Here is a 19581-nt window from a genome sequence, read left to right on the forward strand (position 1 = left end):
CCCTTACATTAGACGATGTACCGACTTGAAAGTTTTTGAAAAATAGTTATTTACTAAAAAATCTATTCGTGAGTTAAATTAACACTAAAAAAGGCAATCTCCATAATGAAAATTGCCTTTTTCATATCCAATTAAAGCTCCGATTTAGCTTAATAAAAAACCCTTAATTGATACAAATAATGAGAAGATAAAAACACCAACAAGTAAAATACCAATTGATTTTCGTTCTTTTTGAAATTCTTCTATTCCCATAACTAACATTGTAAGTCCTAATAGAAATATCATTATATGACTAAACTCAAAATTACTTGTAATCACCCCATAAACAGCAAGTGTAAAAGTTGATATTGATAGAACGTATCGTAAAATTTTCAACCAAATTCTCCCTTTCATCTTCCTCAAAAATACTGTAATCATCTGTAGTTCCAATTATTTCAAATCATTGAGAACAACTCAATCTTTTATTTCAAATTAAAAGAAGCCTATCTTATTACAGATAAGCTCCGAGATAACGGAACTATAACGAAATGATTTTAACTAATATAAAACTGCTAAGTTGATTTTTCAGCTCAGTTATTTATTGAATTCATTAACTGAAAGAAGTATTCAGGTTTATGAGTCTTATTTAGGTTATACCATGAATGTAATGTATCTGGTGCAAATACATCTAATTTTTTCAGTACTTCCATCGCAAATTCCAGAGGAGCTATTCCTGATGCAGTAATTAAATTCGCATCAGTTACGGCAGATCCCAACTCATAAAACTTTTCTCCTTTATAGTTAGGACATACCATTTTAGTATATTCTAAGTTATTACTTGTATGCTTTCTAGTATCTAAGTATCCCATATTCGCGAGGCCCTCAGTTGCACCACAAATTGAAGCAACAATAGTGCCAAGCTTTAAAGCTTGGCCAATACTTTCCAAGATAGGTTGATGAATTTCTTCACTCCAAGTAGTCCCTCCTGGTAAAATTAAAAGATCTTTACTCTCAAGAGTACATTCATTAAGGGAAATATCTGGTATTATGTTCAGTCCTCCCATAGTAGTAATCATTTCTTTATTAGCTCCTACTGTAATGACTTTTAAAGGTGCTAAATCTTTTTTGAAATATCTTCCTGAGTTTAGTTCAGCAATTAAATATCCATATTCCCAGTCTGACATTGTATTAAATACATATAAAACAACCTTTTTTGTTTGCATCCAATAACACTCCAATCACATTTGATATAGTCAGTATAATAAAACTTCCCTGACAGTTAGCGTCAGGGAAGTGATTATACTTCATGAAATTTCATTAATTCCGACAGAACTTCAATAAGTCTTTTCTTAAGACTTATTGGCTCAATAACTTTAATAGATTTGTTGTACGGTAAAAGTAAATAAGGTACATATGTATGGATCACATCTTTTTCAAGAAGAAAAACGGCTCGATTTGAAGACCGTTCTTTTAAATAATGTCCTAAAAACCAATGCTGACAAATATCATCCAATACACTCTTATCCCCACTAATGACGAAAGATATTCCCTCTTCCTTATCTTCTACAGTTGGAAGAAGACTTTTTATAAAAAAGTCTTGTGCTGAAAAATTTTCTGGCCGGTTAAACTTATTTTCGGTTAGCATTAGACTTTCTATTCGATCTACTCTAAAACTACGGATATCATTCCTAAGATGACAAAAGCCAATCACATACCACTTATTATTCCAATAGATAATTCTGTATGGATCGACCAATCTATCATTTAATTGCTTTTCACTACTTTTATGGTAAAGAATTTTTACTGAGTACCCGTCAGCTACGGCCTGCTCCAACTCTTTCAAAAGAGGTTCAATAGAGAGTGAGCTTAATCGACTTATTACTTCAAGACTAGTTAAATGTTGGTTTATCTTTGTTTCCTGCTCTTGATTTGAGTATTTACTTAGTTTTGAAATGGCCCTATTCAGTGCTTCACCTCCATAATATCCGGCTTCTTCTGCAAAAACAGCAGCGTGATACAATGAAGTTTGTTCCTCAAAATCAAAGAAAAGAGGAGCCTCAATAAAATTATTCAGTAAAGTGTATCCACCGTTATGTCCTGGTTCTGAAATGATAGGTACGCCACTTGTTGAAATGGTATCAATATAACGATACACAGTTCTTATATTCATCTCTAACTTTTCTGAAATTTGTTTTGCAGTAATTTTTTCACCTGAACGAAGCATCCATAGAATTGCTAACATATTGTCAATTTTAGGCATATAATTCCACCTCTATATGAAATGTATTTCCGATTTTTGGTGTTCCGATAGCTTTCTATATTATGTGGCCCTTACAGGAGCAGTATCTAAATTAGTTAGGGGTACCGTTAGAAATATGCGGACTTATAACGCTAAGCCTATTTTCCTATCGCCCACACATCTGCAATACCAATTATTTCAAATTAGTACAAATAACTCAATCTATTCTTTCACACTAAAAGGAGCCTATCTTGTTACAGATAAGCTCCGAGATTATGGAAGACTTGATTTCTACATATTTTCAAATAAAAGTATATTATATATACTACTTTAAAAGAAGCCATATCACTACTAAGATGATAGCTATTATCCCCCAAAACAAAACTTGTTTATTTCTCAATCTTTCACCTTCCTTCAAAGTAAGTGATCATCTAAGTTGATCGTTGTTTTCTTTTTTTATTTCGTCCAATTAAAATAGCAATGAATAGGCAGCCTAGCCCTACTATATTCATAATGATATTACCTAAGTTGCCTAAGTCATTAATTTTCAACCCGACTAAAAAACCACCAATCAAAATAAGTGGAATAACTATAAAAAATCTCAAAATTATTCCCCCGAACCTATAATTATGTTTACTACAGAATTGCTCCGATTTAATGGAATATCGTCATATTCCAGCTACTGAATTAATATACCGATGGTAACGCTTCCCATTGAGAGAGCATTTTCTATAAGAGTAATCTTCCACAATCTTCGTTCTAACTTGTTCGGGCGTTAAGTACAGTTTTCGGTTTTCATAATTTCTACTGGCAATTTAATTCCCCCTATAATTTTTTCTGATATGTTAACGACTGTTCAATATATAAAGGGGAATTTTATAAAACAAAGTAAACCATTTTTAAAATTAGTTAGTTTTTTTCCTGAATTTCATCATTATTAAAAATGCTAATATGAGGTAAGCGACCAAACCTACCAACATAGGAAGTAATGCTTGTTCTTCACGGAGGAAATCAAAGTTTCTCAGTACCCCTGCAGCTAGAATAGCAAAAGCGATGACAATTAATCCCAAGATTAATTTGTATTGTTTTCTTGAGGGGGAATCACTTAATGGATAGTTCATTAATATAACTACCAAAGAACCTACAAAGTAATAGTTTAAAGAAATCATTTCCGCACTTAGCGATTCTGCATTCATCAAGATAGCCATTTCTGTAGCTGATGCAGCTATTATTAAAAGAAACCATTTAAAATATTTCATAACGCCTCTCTTTCCAATATTAATATCTTTGGAACCTTATTTAAGATTTCTTTCTTCATATTAAACCACTCAATTCATTAAAATATCTCGGTATTAAAGACTTCACCTATGCTGCGCATACCTCTAATACCAATTATTTCAAATCTACCTACATAACTCAATCTTTTATTTCAAATTAAAAGGAGCCTATCCTATTACAGATAAGCTCCGATTTAAAGGAATAATCCTTCTAAGAGTTATCTCCTTTTTCGCATTATAAGAAGTATGGCAACTACTATTAGAATGATTGGAACTAGAGAAATTAATGCTATACTCATTCCGCCCATCCCCATATTATCCCTCCTATCAATAGCGAATGAATCGGCTACGCTCAATTCAAACCTACGAAAAGCTCGTGCAATGAGTCTGAGCAGACGAACGAATTGAACCGAGAATTTCATCAGGATCAAGAGTTGAAAGTCGTTGTCAGTGATTTGACGTATGTCCGTGTGAATCAAAAATGGCACTACATCTGTGTTTTTGTCGATCTCTTTAACCGCGAAATAATTGGTTACAGTGCTGGCCCGCGAAAGGATGCGAAGCTTGTCTACCGGGCTTTTTCTTCTATTAAAGGAAACCTGAATGATATTGAGTTATTTCATACAGACCGTGGCAATGAGTTTAAAAATAAATTGATGGATGAGGCGTTAGAAACCTTCCAAATCAAACGCTCCTTAATCTTCAAAGGATCACCTTATGATAATGCCGTCACTGAAGCGACGTTTAAGGTTATTAAAACGGAATTTGTGAATCATGCCCATTTAAAAAAACAGGCACAACTGGATATTGAACTTTTTGATTATGTACACTGGTACAACCACATCAGAATCCATGGCACTTTGGGCGCTATTTAAAAATTCTTACCCACTGTTTTTTATTATATAGAAAAAAAAAAGATCGTATCAAATTCGATACGACCTTGAAAAGCTACATGAGATTGAGGATGACAATATTCATTATCACTATTCCCAATACAAAAGTTATAAGAAATTGCTTTAATGGGAACTTCTTATTTTGTTGCTTTCTTTTTCTAGAAGAAAGAATAAGCATTAACACAAGAATGATGCTGAAAATAGAATAGAGAATTGTCATATTCACAATCTCACCGCCTTTTTATTATTGAGGTTCAATATCGAAGAACCCAGCATACGTGATTTCTACAATGATGCCGTAACCGTGGTTGTTAGCAGCAGCACGAGATGACATTAATGCAGGGTAAGCCCCTATAACACCAATAGCAGCTCCTGCTCCAGGGAACCAATAAGCTGTAGCAGCAGCTACTCCAGCTGTTCCAGCAGCAATTCCTGCTAGGTCTGCAGAAAATGTATCTGCTGCACACCTATCCATATAGCGAGAATAACCCCACCAGTGATATTTAACAGCAGAAGTCGTTCCGTAACAACCAAGGTATGCAGTAGTTACAGAAGGTGTAACAACACTATCATCTGGTGTATTAGGTTCGATTACAGGAAGATCAGGATTAGCCTGTTCAACTTCAACTGAGGAATCAGAATTTACTGTAACAATCTCAAGATTGTTTTGAGCTTTTAGTTTACCATTCTTGATCTCTTTGTTGATGCCAGAAAGGTATTCTTTTTGCATTTTAACTAAGTCTTTTTCAAAGCCATCTTTTTTCGCTTGGATTGCATCAAACTTAAACTTGCCATTCTTAACCGTTACATAAGGCTTTAGTTCCTTAATGTCATCATATGTATACTCTGTCACCTGTTGCTGATCTTTACCATTCGAGCTTGCTGCATGTGCAGAGCTTCCAGCGAATGATGGCATGATCATTAATACTGCCATTAATGCTACAATAATTTTTTTCAAATGTGTCTCTCCCCTTGGTGTATTTTGAACTTCCCAAATACTAAAGGAGATGTTTTGTAAAAAATAGCCTAGTAATATTTTTCTATTTATGATATTCCGCCTGTTTTTTAACACCATTAAAAAACAGACGGAACATTCCTGTTTTTCAAAATAAAAAGCCACTCTTTCGAATGAAGTAGCTTTCGCTAAGATATGCCAGGAACCATTAAGCAGATAAAGAACAGAAAGCATGATAATGCTACAAACAGAAGATCTGCTTTCATTCTGTCTCGCTTTCTATTTGCTTTCTATTTGTGAAAAACGGTTTGGGCTTTGTAAGGTAGGTGATCAACAGAAGCACTATGGATGCCATCATCATCGAAAAGACAATTGTTATGAAATAACAAATTGAATTCAAAATAAAATCCATTAGATAATATCCGCCAACGTGTACGTATTTTCTACTGTCTTGTAGTTAGTTGCTGTATCTGTGGACAACAAAGCAGATGGGTGATTATACTCACCTATCACAATGTCGATTTCGAACAATAGGTTTTCAAAAATGTCACCTCCGCAAAGTCAACAGTAGTCATCCTGCTTTACATTCACAACCAATTATTTCAAAACCACTTCATTTACTGAACCAAATAAGATAAGGAACCTATCTTATTACAGATAAGCTCCGAGATTGACGAAGATCTGTCTTCAATATTAATCGGTATTTTCTGGATTTCTTTCGCATGTCACTTCAATTAATCATTTGAAAAATGTTGCACAAATAGAGAAAACTATTGTATCTACAATTGATTCGTTAAAAGATGAAAACAACACTTTCCATATTGAAATACCAACAATCATGAATAAGAAGAACCTAAAATAATATAACATCTCACTCACCTCAAATTTTTATGTCGTAGTTGTGGAATACTCGAGTTCAGAACGAGACTCAATTCATCTTTCAGTACAAACTTAATAACATATTAAATCGTCCCCTAATGAATAGTAGAGGTACCCTTCTTCTTTCTATATATATAAAGAAAAATAATGAAGAAAATAATTAACGTATGAACGCCAGATTTTAAGTAATAGAACCAATTTCTAGTTTCCTCTATAGATCCACCAATTGTATTTAAGAACAAATCAAACAGAAAGCTTAATACCAAAAAAATTAAAGTAGAAGTGAAAGAAATTATTAATATCTTACGTATTTTCAAACCTTTCACCCCCTCCTTATAGTTATTGATCATTCTTATTGTAAGATTCAATACCTTGTCAGATTAGTATTTTTTCTAAAATAATTACGCTTGCTTCCATCCCCAAAATATTCAGAAGTGGGAATGCAATCAAAACTTCAATACCAATTATTTCAAATTAATCCACATAACTCAATCTATTATTTCATATAAAAGAAGCTTATCTTATTACAGATAAGCCCCCTTTAGTGTAAGACTTGAATTCGAGGTAAATTAAAACACACTTTAAATAACACGCCTATTATTTAACTACACATCATAGATATCACTTAAAAAAATAATCCTTTTATCCCTTCAAAAATTGCAATTCCTACTACTACTCCTAATAAAAACTTTACGAAGTTCATATTTTTCCTTCTCAAAACGATTCCCCCTTTATCTTAGCTTCTATTTTATTAAACATTATTAGTGGGAAAGTTAGCGTTATATTGAGCAATAGTCCCCGTTTATTTAAGACTTGAATTCGAGATATAAAAGAAGAACACTAACTACTAATGCATCATTCTATTTATAATAATACACTCCATTTATTTCTTCTTTTCTTCATCATCTTTTATAAGCTCGATGTAAGAAAATACCCCTATTAATATTATTGGAACCCATATCACCCAGTTCAAATGACCACCGCCTCTATTAATAAATAACAAAACACACTACCACTTTCATAAATAGGTTTCAACACCCTTGTATAAAATACGAACAGCCCTTTTTAAAGTTCCAAAAATCATCCACTTTTTAAATATCATCTCGAAACTGAGTCTTCAACTAACCTGGCCAAAAAAATAAAAAGGCAATTCTTCTGTTAAAGAATTGCCCCCTTATCCGGAAGATTTGAATTCGAGATATATTGGCGTAAGTCTTATACTAACGAACCCGTTAGTTCAATATTATTATTCGTATTTGAGCCTAACACTATAAAACCTCATAGCTTTTGGAACACCTTCTATTTCAAAAACACCATTCATGATTAAATGTCTTACTCTATACTCAAAAAACACGTCACCAATATATTGATTTAAATAACCAATAGCTTCACCAATAAGACGTGCAGATTTCATAAAATCATTATTCTCTTGCTCTTTATGTAATTTTTCAGCTTTATTGATTATATAGTCATCATAGTATGCTTCTTCTACACTCTTTATTTCTTTATTTTCCCATACCCTTAGGACTTCTTGTGTAGAAGACAACTCTTGCCATTCTTTCTCCAATTTTTCACGTTGTTCTTGACTTAATGGAGGCATCTTACTACCTTTTTCATAAATTAACCTTAATTTTTCAGGTATAATTTCACCAGTGTGTAACGGATAACAATCCGTATCTGGAACATCAAATTGATTTTTATATTGCTTAGTGGTATCCATTAAGACAATATCGTAATTTTTACCTTTTAATAAATACAGAACATACCTTAAAGCAGACTGTTCATGAGAGTTTTCCCCAATCCAAATTATAACTGTTGTATTTTTAGGAATAGCTTGAATCATCGTGGTAGTATTATTAAAATTATGTTGGTATTCATCTATATAATCATCATCTAAGATTAGATGATTTTTTATCCATTCATACCTTTGATTAAGCCCCACCTTATCTTTCAATTGATAAACTGGACCAATAGAAAACAAATCCGAAAATGAGATAACCTTTTCTTCTTCTTGCAATCCCATTTCTTTTAGTGCACTTTTTAAACTACCAGATGCTGAATCACCAAAGAGAATATGGACAGCCTTATAGTTTTTATTATTGTTTAAATCAGTTTGGTTTCTTTTATAATTCAGAAAATCATTATATGTTTTTTTCAAGTCAGCCACAAATTGCCCCTCAGTATATTGTCCTGTTTTTTCAAGCATATTGATTCGGAAAAGAATTTGAAATAAAAGTGATTTTACTTCATCTTCAGGAGAATTTTTAAGGATTCTTTTTAATTCATCAATCAATTCATTGCCCCCCTTTTGAAATAATACTACCACTAAAATCCATTATAGATTATTAAACCAAACTGCTTCGTTGGCACAATAAGCGATAGCCAATGTGCAGCTATCGCTCCGATTTAATGGAACATCTAAAATGATGATTACTATATGTAATTAAAATAATAGAGTGAAAATAAGTTCCATAGAAAGTGAACGAGTATACCGGGAACAATAGACTTAGTTACTCTATAAACAATCCCAAAAACGATTCCCATTATGACCCCGAATAACGGATACTCTGAGTGCATCATTCCGAATATTATCGACGAAACCAATAGTGCGAAGATGAAATAGGAATGTCTATTCATCCAAATAGATAATGGTACTCTGAACATTAACTCTTCAAACACTGGAGCAATTATAAGCATACCAACAAGAAGTGATCCTAATTCGAAGCTATCTAAAAAAAGTGTTTGTGAATAATTACTAGTAAGTAAATTAAAGGTTGATGATAAACTGCGCTTGAAGATGATTAGATTCGCAAAAAATATAGTCAGAAATGCTGTTATAATCAAAAGGTAAGTTTGGATTTTCTTTAAAACACCAAAATCAAATGATTTTTTATAAAGCTGCCTTGACTTTGGGGAAACCCAGATTAAACCTAAAAGAGCACCATAAATAATAAGTGCCCAGTGTAATGAAAAAGTTGGTGTTTCCACGCTTCCTCCTTATTGTCTTTTACTTCATAATAAGAATGCTATCCAAACCTACATTGCAAGCTTATTTACTTACTCCGATTATAATAAGTTATTAACCACAAAAATCTAATAAATCAATCCGTAGTAGATAACTCCAGCTACGACGAATAAGGATATAACGCCAATTAAACTCTTTTTAAATGCTTTAGAATAAGACCCAAAGCCTTTACCTTTATCATCCACGGTTGCTATTTCCATCGCTAACCAAATAACTGTAACAGCACCTAACCCAATGCCAAGTACCCACTTCAATTTCGCCACCTCCATAATTTACCTTTTTTCTATATTATCATAAAATGGATTAAGTATACTTTTATAAATCTTCGACAACTTTTATGTAATCAATATCATTTCATTATCTTGGTTTAAGTCTTTCACAAAAAAAGAGCCTATCTTATTACAGATAAGCTCCGAGATTATTGAACTTACATTCTAGTTACGCTTGTGACGTTGACATAAAAATACTTTAGCTGTTTGAAAAGAACCAATCTTTTTCATATTTAAGATTTAGCTGATCTCCAACTCCAAATGCAAACTCTATAAATGCTGATCCTTTCGCTGTAATAAGATAATCATCCACAACAACTGGTGAGTTTACATAGTTATCATTGTTAAATGTACCTAAGAAATTCCTTTGTTCAGTAGTTAATCCTGTAGTATAACGCTTCTCCTCTAGCACACCACTTGCTGATAATAAATAAGGAGCACTAGAAATTGCAGCAATTATTCGATTTCGATCATCAATTTTATGTAAAAAGGAAGACAACTTATGATCGTCAACAAGATGCTCAAAATCATCAACTCCAGGAAGCACAACACTATCTAAAAGATTAATATCAAACTCATTTATTGTAGATTCTGGTATACAAGGTAAGCCAGCTTCTCCTTTTATAGGATGACTATTTAAACCTAGAAATATAGTTTGTTTTCCACCTTGTTTCAATACCGATAATAGTACAGAAAGCTCATATTCACTGAATCTAGGGTAAATCAGTATGCCTGTATAAAGGGATTCTGTCATTTTTGCACTTCCTCCTCAACCATCGCTCCGAGATAATGGAAGATACTTTCTACATCTATTTTAATCACGCTGCCTTTTACCTATGTTATAACCAGTAATAATCCCTACTATTGTAAGAAATAAAATATCCTCTTCAAAGTCATTGAAAAATACCCCATATAATGCCCAAACTATTATAAAAGTAAATATTGCAATAAATAATCCTTTCATCTTCATCCCACCTTTTTAGACCTTCAATTCAATATCTAAAACTTTATTCCAATTGTTTCAAAGGAGTGTAAATAACTCAACCAATTATTTTACAAAAAAAGCCTATCCTATTACAGATAAGCTCCGATTTAATTGAGTAAATAAAAACTAGCTACCAAATCGTATTATAAAACAAATATTATCCAATATGGAAACTAAAACCAAATAATTATTTGAAATATCTATAAATTAATGAAACAATATTATAAAACATCACGAAAGGAATGTGGATATTGATCGATATACCTTACCTTAACCCTTCAGATCATTAAACTCTTGCCTTTATCAGGGGACCTCCAATGTAATACATCAATCATTCGCACAACACTTTACATTGGAGGACGAATCTCATGAATAAACAACTCGTTATTCTACTAATTGGTAGAATTACTACTAATTTTGCAGACAGTTTTTATATGATTGCTACAATCTGGTATGTTAAAACAGTTACTGATTCAGTATTTTTAATAGGATTAACTAGCGCAATTGCCATGCTCCCCATTACTTTGCAATTTCTCTATGGCCCTATTATTGATCGCTTCTCAAAAAGAAAAATCCTGTTCTTGGCTGAATTGGGACAAGGCTTATTCATTTGTTTTATTTCCATTCTCTATTTCACAAATGCTTTATGGCTTCCCCTTTTGTTATTATTAATGTTTTTAGCACTAGCATTTTCAGAGGCTACTTATCCTACTGAAAGTGCTCTAATAGAAGGACTTTCTGTTAGAAAAAACTTAACGAAGGTAAACTCTGTTTTTGCATTTTCCTATCAAACACTTGATATTATTTCTGATGCGATATCAGGAATCTTGATTGCATTTTTAGGTATAGGCTTCATTTACGCTTCTAATAGTGTACTACTCATTGGAACTGGCCTTCTTTTTTTCTTTTATTTGAAAGTTCCTAAATCGAAAAAAGAAGAACAACCATCTACCCTAACTTTTTTAGCACAATATAAAGCAGATTTCATAGATGGATTTCAAGTGGTTAGAAAACAAAAAACACTTCTTAAGATTCTTTTTGGCGTAATTGGAATCAATGTAATGGCGACGATGGGAATTGCTATGCTGCCAGTTATTTCTTCCAATTCAGCTAACTATGGATTCTGGTTAACAGCAATGTCAGTGGGTACATTAATAGGCACTCTAGTTGCTAATCGTTTAAATCATATGCCACTAAATACTATAATGCCTATAACATCATTCATATCGGGTGTTTGCTGGATTGTTTCTATTTATACATTAGATTTATATCTAGTTCCCTATTTATTGTTTGGTGCGGCCTGGATAGGAGTAGGAATTTTAAGTATTTATATTCAAACACTCATTCAGGTTAACTTACCTAAAGAATATTTAGGAATAGGGTTTGCCTTCTTATCTTCTTTACTAGGCTCGTTAAGTCCTCTTGGCTATTTTCTTGGGGGTGTATTTGGGGAAATAACTTCTGCTTTATTGATTCTTTTGCTTTCAGGTGTTGGTTATATCGCATTTTCAGTTTATTTTGTACTGCATCCAACATTGAACAAATTAACGAATGAATTGAATGTCAGTTTTTCTGAAGATCTTCAATAACTAAATAACACCTAGCCATATAGTTAATATTGGCTAGGTGTTTCTTTTGATAATCGCTCCGATTTAACAGAAGACTCGATATCGAGATGTTTCTTAATTGAAAGCTCCATTTAGCATACGATCACCTTTACTAAATAAGCCCATAAAAACAATTAATATTCTATGATATTGAGCCATTGCGCATCAGGACCGATCGTTATATGAGGAATCTTATTTAATTCAAAAAACCTGAAAAAATCATCTATATTCTTTTTAGTGATTTCACTTAATTTATCTGTTAAATCAATCTCCGATAAAAGCAAATGATCGAGTGTATCAGAGCGTTTATACAATTCGTATATATAACGTTTAGAATTACTTTTTATATACCCTACATAACCGTATGATCTTGGAAAACAGAGTGTTAGTGGGAATGTAATCTTGTTTACGATTACCAAATCATCGGAAAGCTCATCTAAAAGGTCATCTTCCCATTCAGGGATAATAATAAAAATAATCACTTCTCGTTTATAGATATTATCAAGGATAGAAATAAAACTTCGTTCATTAATATCCTCATCGATCGATAGTTCTCTTATCTTCGGAACGCTTTCCAATAACATCACTCCCTTTCTAACAGCAGCAATAACAAAGTGCGCTCACTTTTATGAAACAAACGCTCCGAGATAATTGAATTAACTTATCCCGAGTAGTCTAATAACTCTTGCAATATTTTCTGCAGAGAAGATTTTAAATCATTATTCTTGAGATCATATAATGTTCCTGTACCCTTTTTATAGTCCCCAAAGTAATACCAAAGTTCAAATGTCTCGGCATAGAACTCTTCATTAAGTTTTGGACCATCATAATCGATGACTATTTGAGAACGGTATTCTTTCTCCAAACATCGTTCATAAGTTAGTTTCTCTAATTCATCGCCATCAATGTCCCTGGCCACCCATAATATAAGGTTCTTCTTTCCTCTTTCTTCAAAACATTTCACATAATCTCTTTGCAAATCCGTACAAAATTTAATTGCCAACTGCTCTAATTCAATGATGTTCTTTTTTAATTCTTCACTTATATCACTTTGAGGGACTTCAACATAACTATTTTCGATATTAGATTCTTTTTCTGAATTTCTAATTCTTCGAAACAAGTTTCTCACCCTATTTCAAACAAAATATACAACTGTTATTCAATTAAACTGCTTAGACATTGAATACCAATTATTTCAAATCATTCAGAACAACTCAATCTCTTATTTCATATTAAAAAGTCTATCCTACTACAGAAACGCTCCGATTTAATTGAATTAAAACTTCTTAATTAATTCTATATCAGCGTAATGATCAGCTCTATATTCATTATCTCCATAAAATCCATTAATTGTATCTAATCCAAGTCCAGTCCAAAATCGAATAGCTGGCCAATTTTTTATTGCTACACTTGCTCGGACCTCTGCAAATTTAGACTCTTTTAAAATACTTAACAATTCACTAATGACTTCTTTCCCTAGTCCTTGTTTGTGATATTCCTTGTCAATGTATAGATAGTTAATATAAAAAGTTTCATTCTTCGGATATCCTTGATAGGTGGTAAGTATTCCAACAATAGGATCCATTTCCTTCACTCTAATTACCTGGATTTTATACTTGTCTTTAGTTCCATTAGGAGGTAAGTCGCCATCAGTGAAACAGCGATAAGCATATTCATAATCTAGGCTACCGCCGTCCCATTGGTGTATGTAACTCCCTTGTTCATATAACTCTTGAACACTTTGTATTTCATCTTCATCAAGGTCTTGGATTGTGAGACTTTTAGTTTCCCACATCGCTGGAATTGTTTTTATCACCACTACTTACTCCACTCCCATATTCAATACTTCTATTACTCAGTTATTTAACGATCCTGTCTAAACCAACAAAAAGCGCTTACTTTTTATTAAGCAAACGCTCCGAGATTACTGAATACCAAATTAACCTTGTTCAAGTGGAAAAATGTATACTAAGTAATTCATATAATTGTCTAATCCAATAGTTTTAGCAATGAGATTAGAAGGCTTATTTGCCTCCTCACAATCCCAATATGGAACCATACCTTGCTCAACAGAATCCTTTACAACACATAGGGCTACATTCTGACCTAATTTATTCCCCCGATGTTCCTCTACTGTTTCAATATCTATACCGTGAACATTTTCTGCTACAAATCCTGAAAAACATAAACTCACAATCTTATTTTCGTAAACAATACAGTACCCAATACCTTTTTGAAAAAATTGTTCAGGTGAAGACCAGAATTCTAAGATTTTCGAGTGTAAAAATCCTATGTTATCAATATAATTTCCATCATTCTCATATAGAGATTCATCGATTTTTAATGCTTCATAACCTTGTTTAATGGAGGGTACAATATCATCATTAAAATGACCTCTTAACTTATAAACATTTTGATGTGATACCTGTATATGACGTTCTTCAAAGATCCTCTCTATCGTCTTCTCCCATCTTGAATTGTTACCAATCGCTATAAAACTATTTAGTCCAAGCTTCTTTGCTTCAGGATAAATTATCTTATCAATAAAACCTTTTATATGGTTATTAAATAACTCATTCTTCTCATCCCCAATAAAGAAAAACCCATCATTATTACCTAACCAGATAAGTCCTGTACTAGGAGAGTTGATATGATCTACAAAAATCCGACCAGGGTTATTCCCTTCTATTACAGCTTTAACTTCTAAATGACCCATATCATTTATTAACTTTTCGCATTTATAGAATTCAGTTTTATCAAGTTCACAAATCATTTTCAATCCTCCTACCGGCACACCAAAATCACTAAAAATCACTCGTACCTATTACCAAATTTATTCACGGAGATCACAATTTGTGACCATCCACTTGCTGCTATCGCTCCGAGATTGTTGAACACTTTAAGTAAAACATTTACGAGCGCAATTTTAGTTAAGTAAACTTCCAAAAAGTAAAATCCCACTCAGAAAAACCGCCAAACTGAGGGATATTATCATTGTGAATAGGCTTCTCGTCATACCTTTCCAGTCTCTAATACCAGACAAACCAAATACTCCAGCAAGAAATGTAAATAACGAAATAAATAAAACTATTGTTAAAGGGTGAATTCCGATTATGGAATTACTGAACCAACCTGAGAATGAAACTATTAAAAATAATAACACGCAAATAAATGAACAGATAAATGAACAAATGTTGATCTTCTCCTGCATCCCTCTCTCCTCCAAAAATAACATCTTAAATTCCTTCTACCGCATTCTGTGAAAACGGTCAAATTCATTTTGCTCCGTTACATATGTTATAGAGGCTTGCACTCAATTGAGCAATTGCTCCGATTTAAAGGGATAATCCTTCTAAGAGTTATCTCCTTTTTCGTATTATAAGAAGTATGGCAACTACTATTAGAATGATTGGAACTAGAGAAATTAATGCTATGCTCATTCCGCCCATCCCCATATTATCCCTCCTATCAATACCGCACGCCCTGCACAATCTGTATAGAGCGCTTACCTTATCTTCAGCAAAAGCTCCGAGATTGTGGAAGACTTGCTTAGAGATAAATATTTTTTCTGCGTTCCCCTCATAAATCTTTTAACTTCTCCACATCTTTCACATTGTTGGAGAACCTCGATCCCAATTCATATAATCATCTACCTATCCCAATCTAATATCTATTTAGTTTCCAGCTTGATACCCACTTGTCTTATCGCTACAGAATGTTGAACTTGTTGTATATTTATATTCTCAAATACGGAATTCAGGAATACTAGATCACTTAGTTGTTCTCCCCCAAATTGAATTGTTACCGTACACTCAACTGCTTTTTTTTCACGATATACATATGATAGTGCGCATTGAATTCTGGATAGTCTGTATAGCGATCAGCAAGTACTTCCCACTCGTTCTCCGTCTCATCCAGCACACGTTTCAAGTATGCCTCCCTCTTTTGCCCTTGCATCATAAAAATGGCCAACACCCCACCGTTTTTCAGCTCCGCAGCAATACGCTGGACCAGGTTCGTTTCGCCCTCGACATTCCTTTTATAAAAATGTAGCATCGAATCCAACAGGACAATATCGTGCTCCGCGCCTACTGGGTACGTGTAAACATCTCCTACTTTCCCGGTCACGTTCAGCTGCTCGTCACGGGCGACTTGATTCATTTGATCAAGCCCGACAGTGGACATATCGACGCCTGTCACCGTATACCTTAACCTTCCTAAGCTTAATGAATCTCTGCCTTGTCCGCATCCTAGATCTAGGACATGCCCTTTCGGTTCATATGCCTCAAAGAATGCCACGAGTCCAGGGTAGGGATTTCCGAAATAATGCTGTTCTTGATAATGCGTATCATAGACTGGTTTCGTCATGATACTCCACCGCGTTCCCAATCTTCCATCGCCATTTCATGGTTGATTTCAGCGGCGACTTCATACCCTTCACTCGCAGCCTTCAGCAATCCAGAGAACACATTCTTCGTGTCACCAATGACATATAATCCCTTTACAGCCGTTTTCGCTCCTTCTTCAGTTTCGACTCCTCCCATGTCTGTATAGTCGATGCCAAAATGGTCGAGAGAAAATGCCTGGGATTCGCCCGTATCCATAATAAATCCGCCAGATCGATGGTACGCCTCCCCAGACGCCATCACGACCTTCTTTAGCTGACCCTCGGTTGAAATAAGTTCATCAATTGCCTCTTCCACAAGCTCCACACCATGCCCTCGTAAATCTTTCCGATCTTCTTCCGAAAGCGCTGTAGCACCGTTTGTAAAAACGATTAGATCCTGACTCCAGTTATAAATCAATTTTACGTAATGAATAAGCCAAGGTTCGTTTCCAAAAATCGCCAACGGCTCATCTTTCCGCTCCCAGCCGTCACAATAAGGACATGGAAAAACTGTGGAGCCGTATACGTCCTGTAGTCTTTTGATCGCAGGCAGTTCCTCTTTCATCCCCGCTGCCACCACGACGCGCCGGCTTGCATAGCTTTCCCCGTTATCTGTCTGAACGGTAAAAACGCCCTCTTCCTTTTCAAGTGACGTAACCTTCGTTTCAACATAGCTTACCGTCGGATAAGCCTTGATTTCACCCAAACCGATCGACTTGAACGATTCAGGCTTCACACCGTCTCGTGTCAGATATCGGTGCGATGCATGCGTCACACGGTTCCGAGCGGCATTGGCATCCAGTACAAGCACCTTCCGCTTTGATCGTCCAAACACAAGCGCTGAACTTAAGCCAGCAGCCCCTCCCCCTATTACAATCACTTCATATTGTTCCAACTTATCCTCTCCCCTTTCTAGCTTTCACACTTGCCGTTTTCGCTTCATACGTACCTTCCGCAACCCCTATTGGTAGTTCTCTCACCTGGTCTCCTAGATTTAGGACGACGAGCGAAGGAGGAGTCTTCATTTCCTCCGCCACTTTCTCAGATGATGGAAATTCCTCCAAGAGCCCTCCTGGCGGAAGCTCGTCCTCAGTTTTGACCAACCCAAGATACACGAGCAGACCGCCTTCCGCGAGCTGCTTTTCTAATCTGGAGAAAAGCGTCTCCCGCTCCTCTTTCGAAAAATGGACAAACGAGAGAAGAACTAAATCAAACTTTCCTTCGCCCGTGTATTTGAGTGCATCGGCTACTTCCGCTTCGATCGAATATCCTTTTTCCCGAGAATGTTCCTCGATGAACTGAACAGCCGCCGGAGCAAAATCGACACTCGTCACGTTCCATCCCTGCTGCGCCAACCAAAAACTATTACCGCCTTCCCCGGCACCGAGATCAAGCGCACGGCCTGCCGGAACAGCCTCCAGCCATTCAACAACCCGCTCATCTGGTCTGGTCCAACGCGTTTTGTTCTGTAGATATTCCTCGTCAAAACTCATGACAACAATCCTTTCTTAAATGTTCTCCATACAAGCTCCGGGATCTCTCTAGGAGCCACCGTCCCGTTGTGCAATGTCTCCCAAGCCGTCAATAGCACCCCGTCATACATATGGAACACCCAGGCATCTGGAATAGAAGAATCGATATGCCCTGCGTCCCTTAAACGCCCGATCAATGCATACAGCCCTTGGTTAACCTTCGAAAACTTGCACGTTTCCGGATCATGCTCTTCATGATGCCCATGCTCACGGAATAAAAGATGGAATCCATGCTTTCCCGCATTCGTCTTAATAATCGATTCCATCTGCTCCAGCGGATCCTCAAATCTGTCCATCGACTCATTGAAAATGACTAACGTCCTTTCAATCAGCACCTCATGTATGGAAGAAAACAACCGCTCGCGGTTCTTGAAATAACGGTGAATCGTCATTCGACTCACGCTCGCCTGTTCCGCGATTGTCTCCATCGATGCACTTTCGTCTCTTGAAAGAACATCAATTGCGACGTTCACGATGTTGGTTTGTGTTTTGTTCATTTCTTCACCCCTTAACGTTACAACTATGTAACATATTGTACAAAGAAGTAATATTATAGTCAATAAAAAAGCAGGCACTCGTTCAGAATGCCTGCTTTTTTGAGAATGGTTTCTATTTGAAATCCTTTCTCTACACCACATATATGTACCCCACCCCTTACTCGGCAAAATTTGCAAATCAGAGATTTTTCGTCCTGATCCAACTTCTAAGGTTTATTTTTATTTAAACTATCGCTCCGAGATTGTTGAACACTTTAAGTAAAACATTTACGAGCGCAATTTTAGTTAAGTAAACTTCCAAAAAGTAAAATCCCACTCAGAAGAACCGCCAAAATAAGGGATATTATCATTGTGAATAGACTTCTCGTCATACCTTTCCAGTCTCTAATACCAGACAAACCAAATACTCCAGCAAGAAATGTAAATAACGAAATAAATAAAACTATTGTTAAAGGGTGAATTCCGATTATGGAATTACTGAACCAACCTGAGAATGAAACTATTAAAAATAATAACACGCAAATAAATGAACAGATAAATGAACAAATGTTGATCTTCTCCTGCATCCCTCTCTCCTCCAAAAATAACATCTTAAATTCCATCTACTGCATTCTGTGAAAAAGGTCAAATTCATTTTGCTCCGTTACATATGTTATAGAGGCTTGCACTCAATTGAGCAATAGCTCCGAGATAGTTGAATAGGAACTCTTCATTTAATACCCTGATTTTTAGACTGGATAATCATTTCCATAATCACATCTTATTAAATTAGCTTCTACACAGAATCAGTATGTTTAAATGACTCTCTTATCCTCAATTCAAACTTCCTCCCCTAACAATAAGGCGCAAAATAAAAAGAATGACTCCTGCAACTAACCCATATATGAAAAAGGTTATCAGACCCTCTAAGGTCACTTTTTGGTTTGTCCATAATGGATCAATGATTAACTTAGCCAATGCCATACCAAAAGCTGGCGCAAGAATAAATGCTATCCCCATTAGCACTTTTTTCATAGTTATCCCTCCCTATGAATCCCCCTATCTGGAAGCGTATGAT

General features: G+C 35.0%; 20 protein-coding genes and 1 pseudogene. 2 read left to right on the plus strand and 19 right to left on the minus strand.

Features of this window, described 5'->3' with window-relative positions; all coding sequences use genetic code 11:
- Positions 1-144: 144 nt before the first annotated feature.
- The 4 genes from ATG70_RS08350 to ATG70_RS08370 form a co-directional block, all read right to left on the minus strand.
- A complete protein-coding gene (locus ATG70_RS08350) occupies positions 145-375 on the minus strand; it encodes a DUF3953 domain-containing protein (protein ID WP_257147647.1) in 231 nt (76 codons plus the stop codon).
- A gap of 194 nt (positions 376-569) precedes the next feature.
- Positions 570-1202: a type 1 glutamine amidotransferase family protein gene (locus ATG70_RS08355; RefSeq protein ID WP_098443868.1), complete on the minus strand. Its 633-nt coding sequence runs from the start codon at positions 1200-1202 to the stop codon at positions 570-572.
- A gap of 74 nt (positions 1203-1276) precedes the next feature.
- A complete protein-coding gene (locus ATG70_RS08360) occupies positions 1277-2239 on the minus strand; it encodes a helix-turn-helix transcriptional regulator (RefSeq protein WP_098443869.1) in 963 nt (320 codons plus the stop codon).
- Between the two features lie 884 nt (positions 2240-3123).
- Entirely contained in the window at positions 3124-3477 is a 354-nt protein-coding gene (locus ATG70_RS08370; RefSeq protein WP_098443870.1) for a hypothetical protein, read from the minus strand.
- A 368-nt stretch (positions 3478-3845) separates the two neighbouring features.
- On the opposite strand from ATG70_RS08370, the pseudogene ATG70_RS08375 reads away from it, so the two are divergent.
- Positions 3846-4370, plus strand: a pseudogene (locus ATG70_RS08375) (DDE-type integrase/transposase/recombinase); the annotation flags it as partial.
- Between the two features lie 262 nt (positions 4371-4632).
- On the opposite strand, the gene ATG70_RS08380 reads toward ATG70_RS08375, so the two are convergent.
- The 6 genes from ATG70_RS08380 to ATG70_RS22460 all read right to left on the minus strand — a co-directional run bounded on the left by ATG70_RS08380 (position 4633) and on the right by ATG70_RS22460 (position 10480).
- On the minus strand, positions 4633-5346 hold the full coding sequence (locus tag ATG70_RS08380; protein WP_098443871.1) for a hypothetical protein: 714 nt from the start codon (positions 5344-5346) through the stop codon (positions 4633-4635).
- 2122 nt (positions 5347-7468) lie between these two features.
- On the minus strand, positions 7469-8515 hold the full coding sequence (locus ATG70_RS08390; RefSeq protein ID WP_098443873.1) for a DUF1835 domain-containing protein: 1047 nt from the start codon (positions 8513-8515) through the stop codon (positions 7469-7471).
- Positions 8516-8655: 140 nt separating this feature from the next.
- Entirely contained in the window at positions 8656-9210 is a 555-nt protein-coding gene (locus tag ATG70_RS08395; RefSeq protein ID WP_098443874.1) for a CPBP family intramembrane glutamic endopeptidase, read from the minus strand.
- A gap of 105 nt (positions 9211-9315) precedes the next feature.
- Positions 9316-9501: a hypothetical protein gene (locus ATG70_RS08400; RefSeq protein WP_098443875.1), complete on the minus strand. Its 186-nt coding sequence runs from the start codon at positions 9499-9501 to the stop codon at positions 9316-9318.
- 214 nt (positions 9502-9715) lie between these two features.
- Entirely contained in the window at positions 9716-10270 is a 555-nt protein-coding gene (locus ATG70_RS08405; protein ID WP_098443876.1) for a DJ-1/PfpI family protein, read from the minus strand.
- 60 nt (positions 10271-10330) lie between these two features.
- Positions 10331-10480 carry a hypothetical protein gene (locus ATG70_RS22460; RefSeq protein WP_179886224.1) on the minus strand — a complete coding sequence of 50 codons (150 nt, stop codon included), beginning with the start codon at positions 10478-10480 and terminating at the stop codon, positions 10331-10333.
- A 389-nt stretch (positions 10481-10869) separates the two neighbouring features.
- Between ATG70_RS22460 and ATG70_RS08410 the strand changes: the two genes are divergently transcribed.
- Positions 10870-12090: an MFS transporter gene (locus ATG70_RS08410; protein WP_098443877.1), complete on the plus strand. Its 1221-nt coding sequence runs from the start codon at positions 10870-10872 to the stop codon at positions 12088-12090.
- 152 nt (positions 12091-12242) lie between these two features.
- On the opposite strand, the gene ATG70_RS08415 is transcribed toward ATG70_RS08410, so the two are convergent.
- From ATG70_RS08415 to ATG70_RS08465, 9 genes are all read right to left on the minus strand, one after another.
- A complete protein-coding gene (locus ATG70_RS08415; protein ID WP_098443878.1) occupies positions 12243-12686 on the minus strand; it encodes a hypothetical protein in 444 nt (147 codons plus the stop codon).
- A gap of 83 nt (positions 12687-12769) precedes the next feature.
- A complete protein-coding gene (locus tag ATG70_RS08420) occupies positions 12770-13228 on the minus strand; it encodes a hypothetical protein (RefSeq protein ID WP_098443879.1) in 459 nt (152 codons plus the stop codon).
- Between the two features lie 156 nt (positions 13229-13384).
- On the minus strand, positions 13385-13924 hold the full coding sequence (locus ATG70_RS08425; RefSeq protein WP_098443880.1) for a GNAT family N-acetyltransferase: 540 nt from the start codon (positions 13922-13924) through the stop codon (positions 13385-13387).
- Between the two features lie 123 nt (positions 13925-14047).
- The gene (locus ATG70_RS08430; protein WP_098443881.1) at positions 14048-14881 is read right to left on the minus strand and encodes a GNAT family N-acetyltransferase; all 834 of its coding nucleotides are present in this window, start codon (positions 14879-14881) and stop codon (positions 14048-14050) included.
- Positions 14882-15909: 1028 nt separating this feature from the next.
- Positions 15910-16476, minus strand: coding sequence for a class I SAM-dependent methyltransferase (locus tag ATG70_RS08440; protein ID WP_098443883.1), 567 nt, complete (start codon positions 16474-16476; stop codon positions 15910-15912).
- Positions 16473-17390: an NAD(P)/FAD-dependent oxidoreductase gene (locus ATG70_RS08445; protein ID WP_098443884.1), complete on the minus strand. Its 918-nt coding sequence runs from the start codon at positions 17388-17390 to the stop codon at positions 16473-16475. The genes ATG70_RS08440 and ATG70_RS08445 overlap by 4 nt, the downstream gene beginning before the upstream one ends.
- Position 17391: 1 nt before the next feature.
- Positions 17392-17988, minus strand: a complete 597-nt coding sequence (locus ATG70_RS08450; protein WP_098443885.1) for an SAM-dependent methyltransferase — start codon at positions 17986-17988, stop codon at positions 17392-17394.
- Positions 17985-18524: a TetR/AcrR family transcriptional regulator gene (locus ATG70_RS08455; RefSeq protein WP_179886225.1), complete on the minus strand. Its 540-nt coding sequence runs from the start codon at positions 18522-18524 to the stop codon at positions 17985-17987. The genes ATG70_RS08450 and ATG70_RS08455 overlap by 4 nt, the downstream gene beginning before the upstream one ends.
- Positions 18525-19337: 813 nt before the next feature.
- Positions 19338-19538, minus strand: coding sequence for a hypothetical protein (locus ATG70_RS08465; RefSeq protein WP_098443888.1), 201 nt, complete (start codon positions 19536-19538; stop codon positions 19338-19340).
- Positions 19539-19581 lie beyond the last annotated feature (43 nt).

The sequence above is a fragment of the Bacillus sp. es.036 genome (assembly GCF_002563635.1).
Lineage (GTDB): Bacteria > Bacillota > Bacilli > Bacillales > Guptibacillaceae > Guptibacillus.

Excerpts from the sequence above, each read along its gene's own strand:
- ATG70_RS08360 (WP_098443869.1), bottom strand. The coding sequence starts at position 2,239 with ATGCCTAAAATTGACAATATGTTAGCAATTCTATGGATGCTTCGTTCA.
- ATG70_RS22460 (WP_179886224.1), bottom strand. The coding sequence starts at position 10,480 with ATGAAAGGATTATTTATTGCAATATTTACTTTTATAATAGTTTGGGCA.
- ATG70_RS08370 (WP_098443870.1), bottom strand. The coding sequence starts at position 3,477 with ATGAAATATTTTAAATGGTTTCTTTTAATAATAGCTGCATCAGCTACA.
- ATG70_RS08440 (WP_098443883.1), bottom strand. The coding sequence starts at position 16,476 with ATGACGAAACCAGTCTATGATACGCATTATCAAGAACAGCATTATTTC.
- ATG70_RS08450 (WP_098443885.1), bottom strand. The coding sequence starts at position 17,988 with ATGAGTTTTGACGAGGAATATCTACAGAACAAAACGCGTTGGACCAGA.
- ATG70_RS08405 (WP_098443876.1), bottom strand. The coding sequence starts at position 10,270 with ATGACAGAATCCCTTTATACAGGCATACTGATTTACCCTAGATTCAGT.
- ATG70_RS08465 (WP_098443888.1), bottom strand. The coding sequence starts at position 19,538 with ATGAAAAAAGTGCTAATGGGGATAGCATTTATTCTTGCGCCAGCTTTT.
- ATG70_RS08430 (WP_098443881.1), bottom strand. The coding sequence starts at position 14,881 with ATGATTTGTGAACTTGATAAAACTGAATTCTATAAATGCGAAAAGTTA.
- ATG70_RS08355 (WP_098443868.1), bottom strand. The coding sequence starts at position 1,202 with ATGCAAACAAAAAAGGTTGTTTTATATGTATTTAATACAATGTCAGAC.
- ATG70_RS08455 (WP_179886225.1), bottom strand. The coding sequence starts at position 18,524 with ATGAACAAAACACAAACCAACATCGTGAACGTCGCAATTGATGTTCTT.
- ATG70_RS08410 (WP_098443877.1), top strand. The coding sequence starts at position 10,870 with ATGAATAAACAACTCGTTATTCTACTAATTGGTAGAATTACTACTAAT.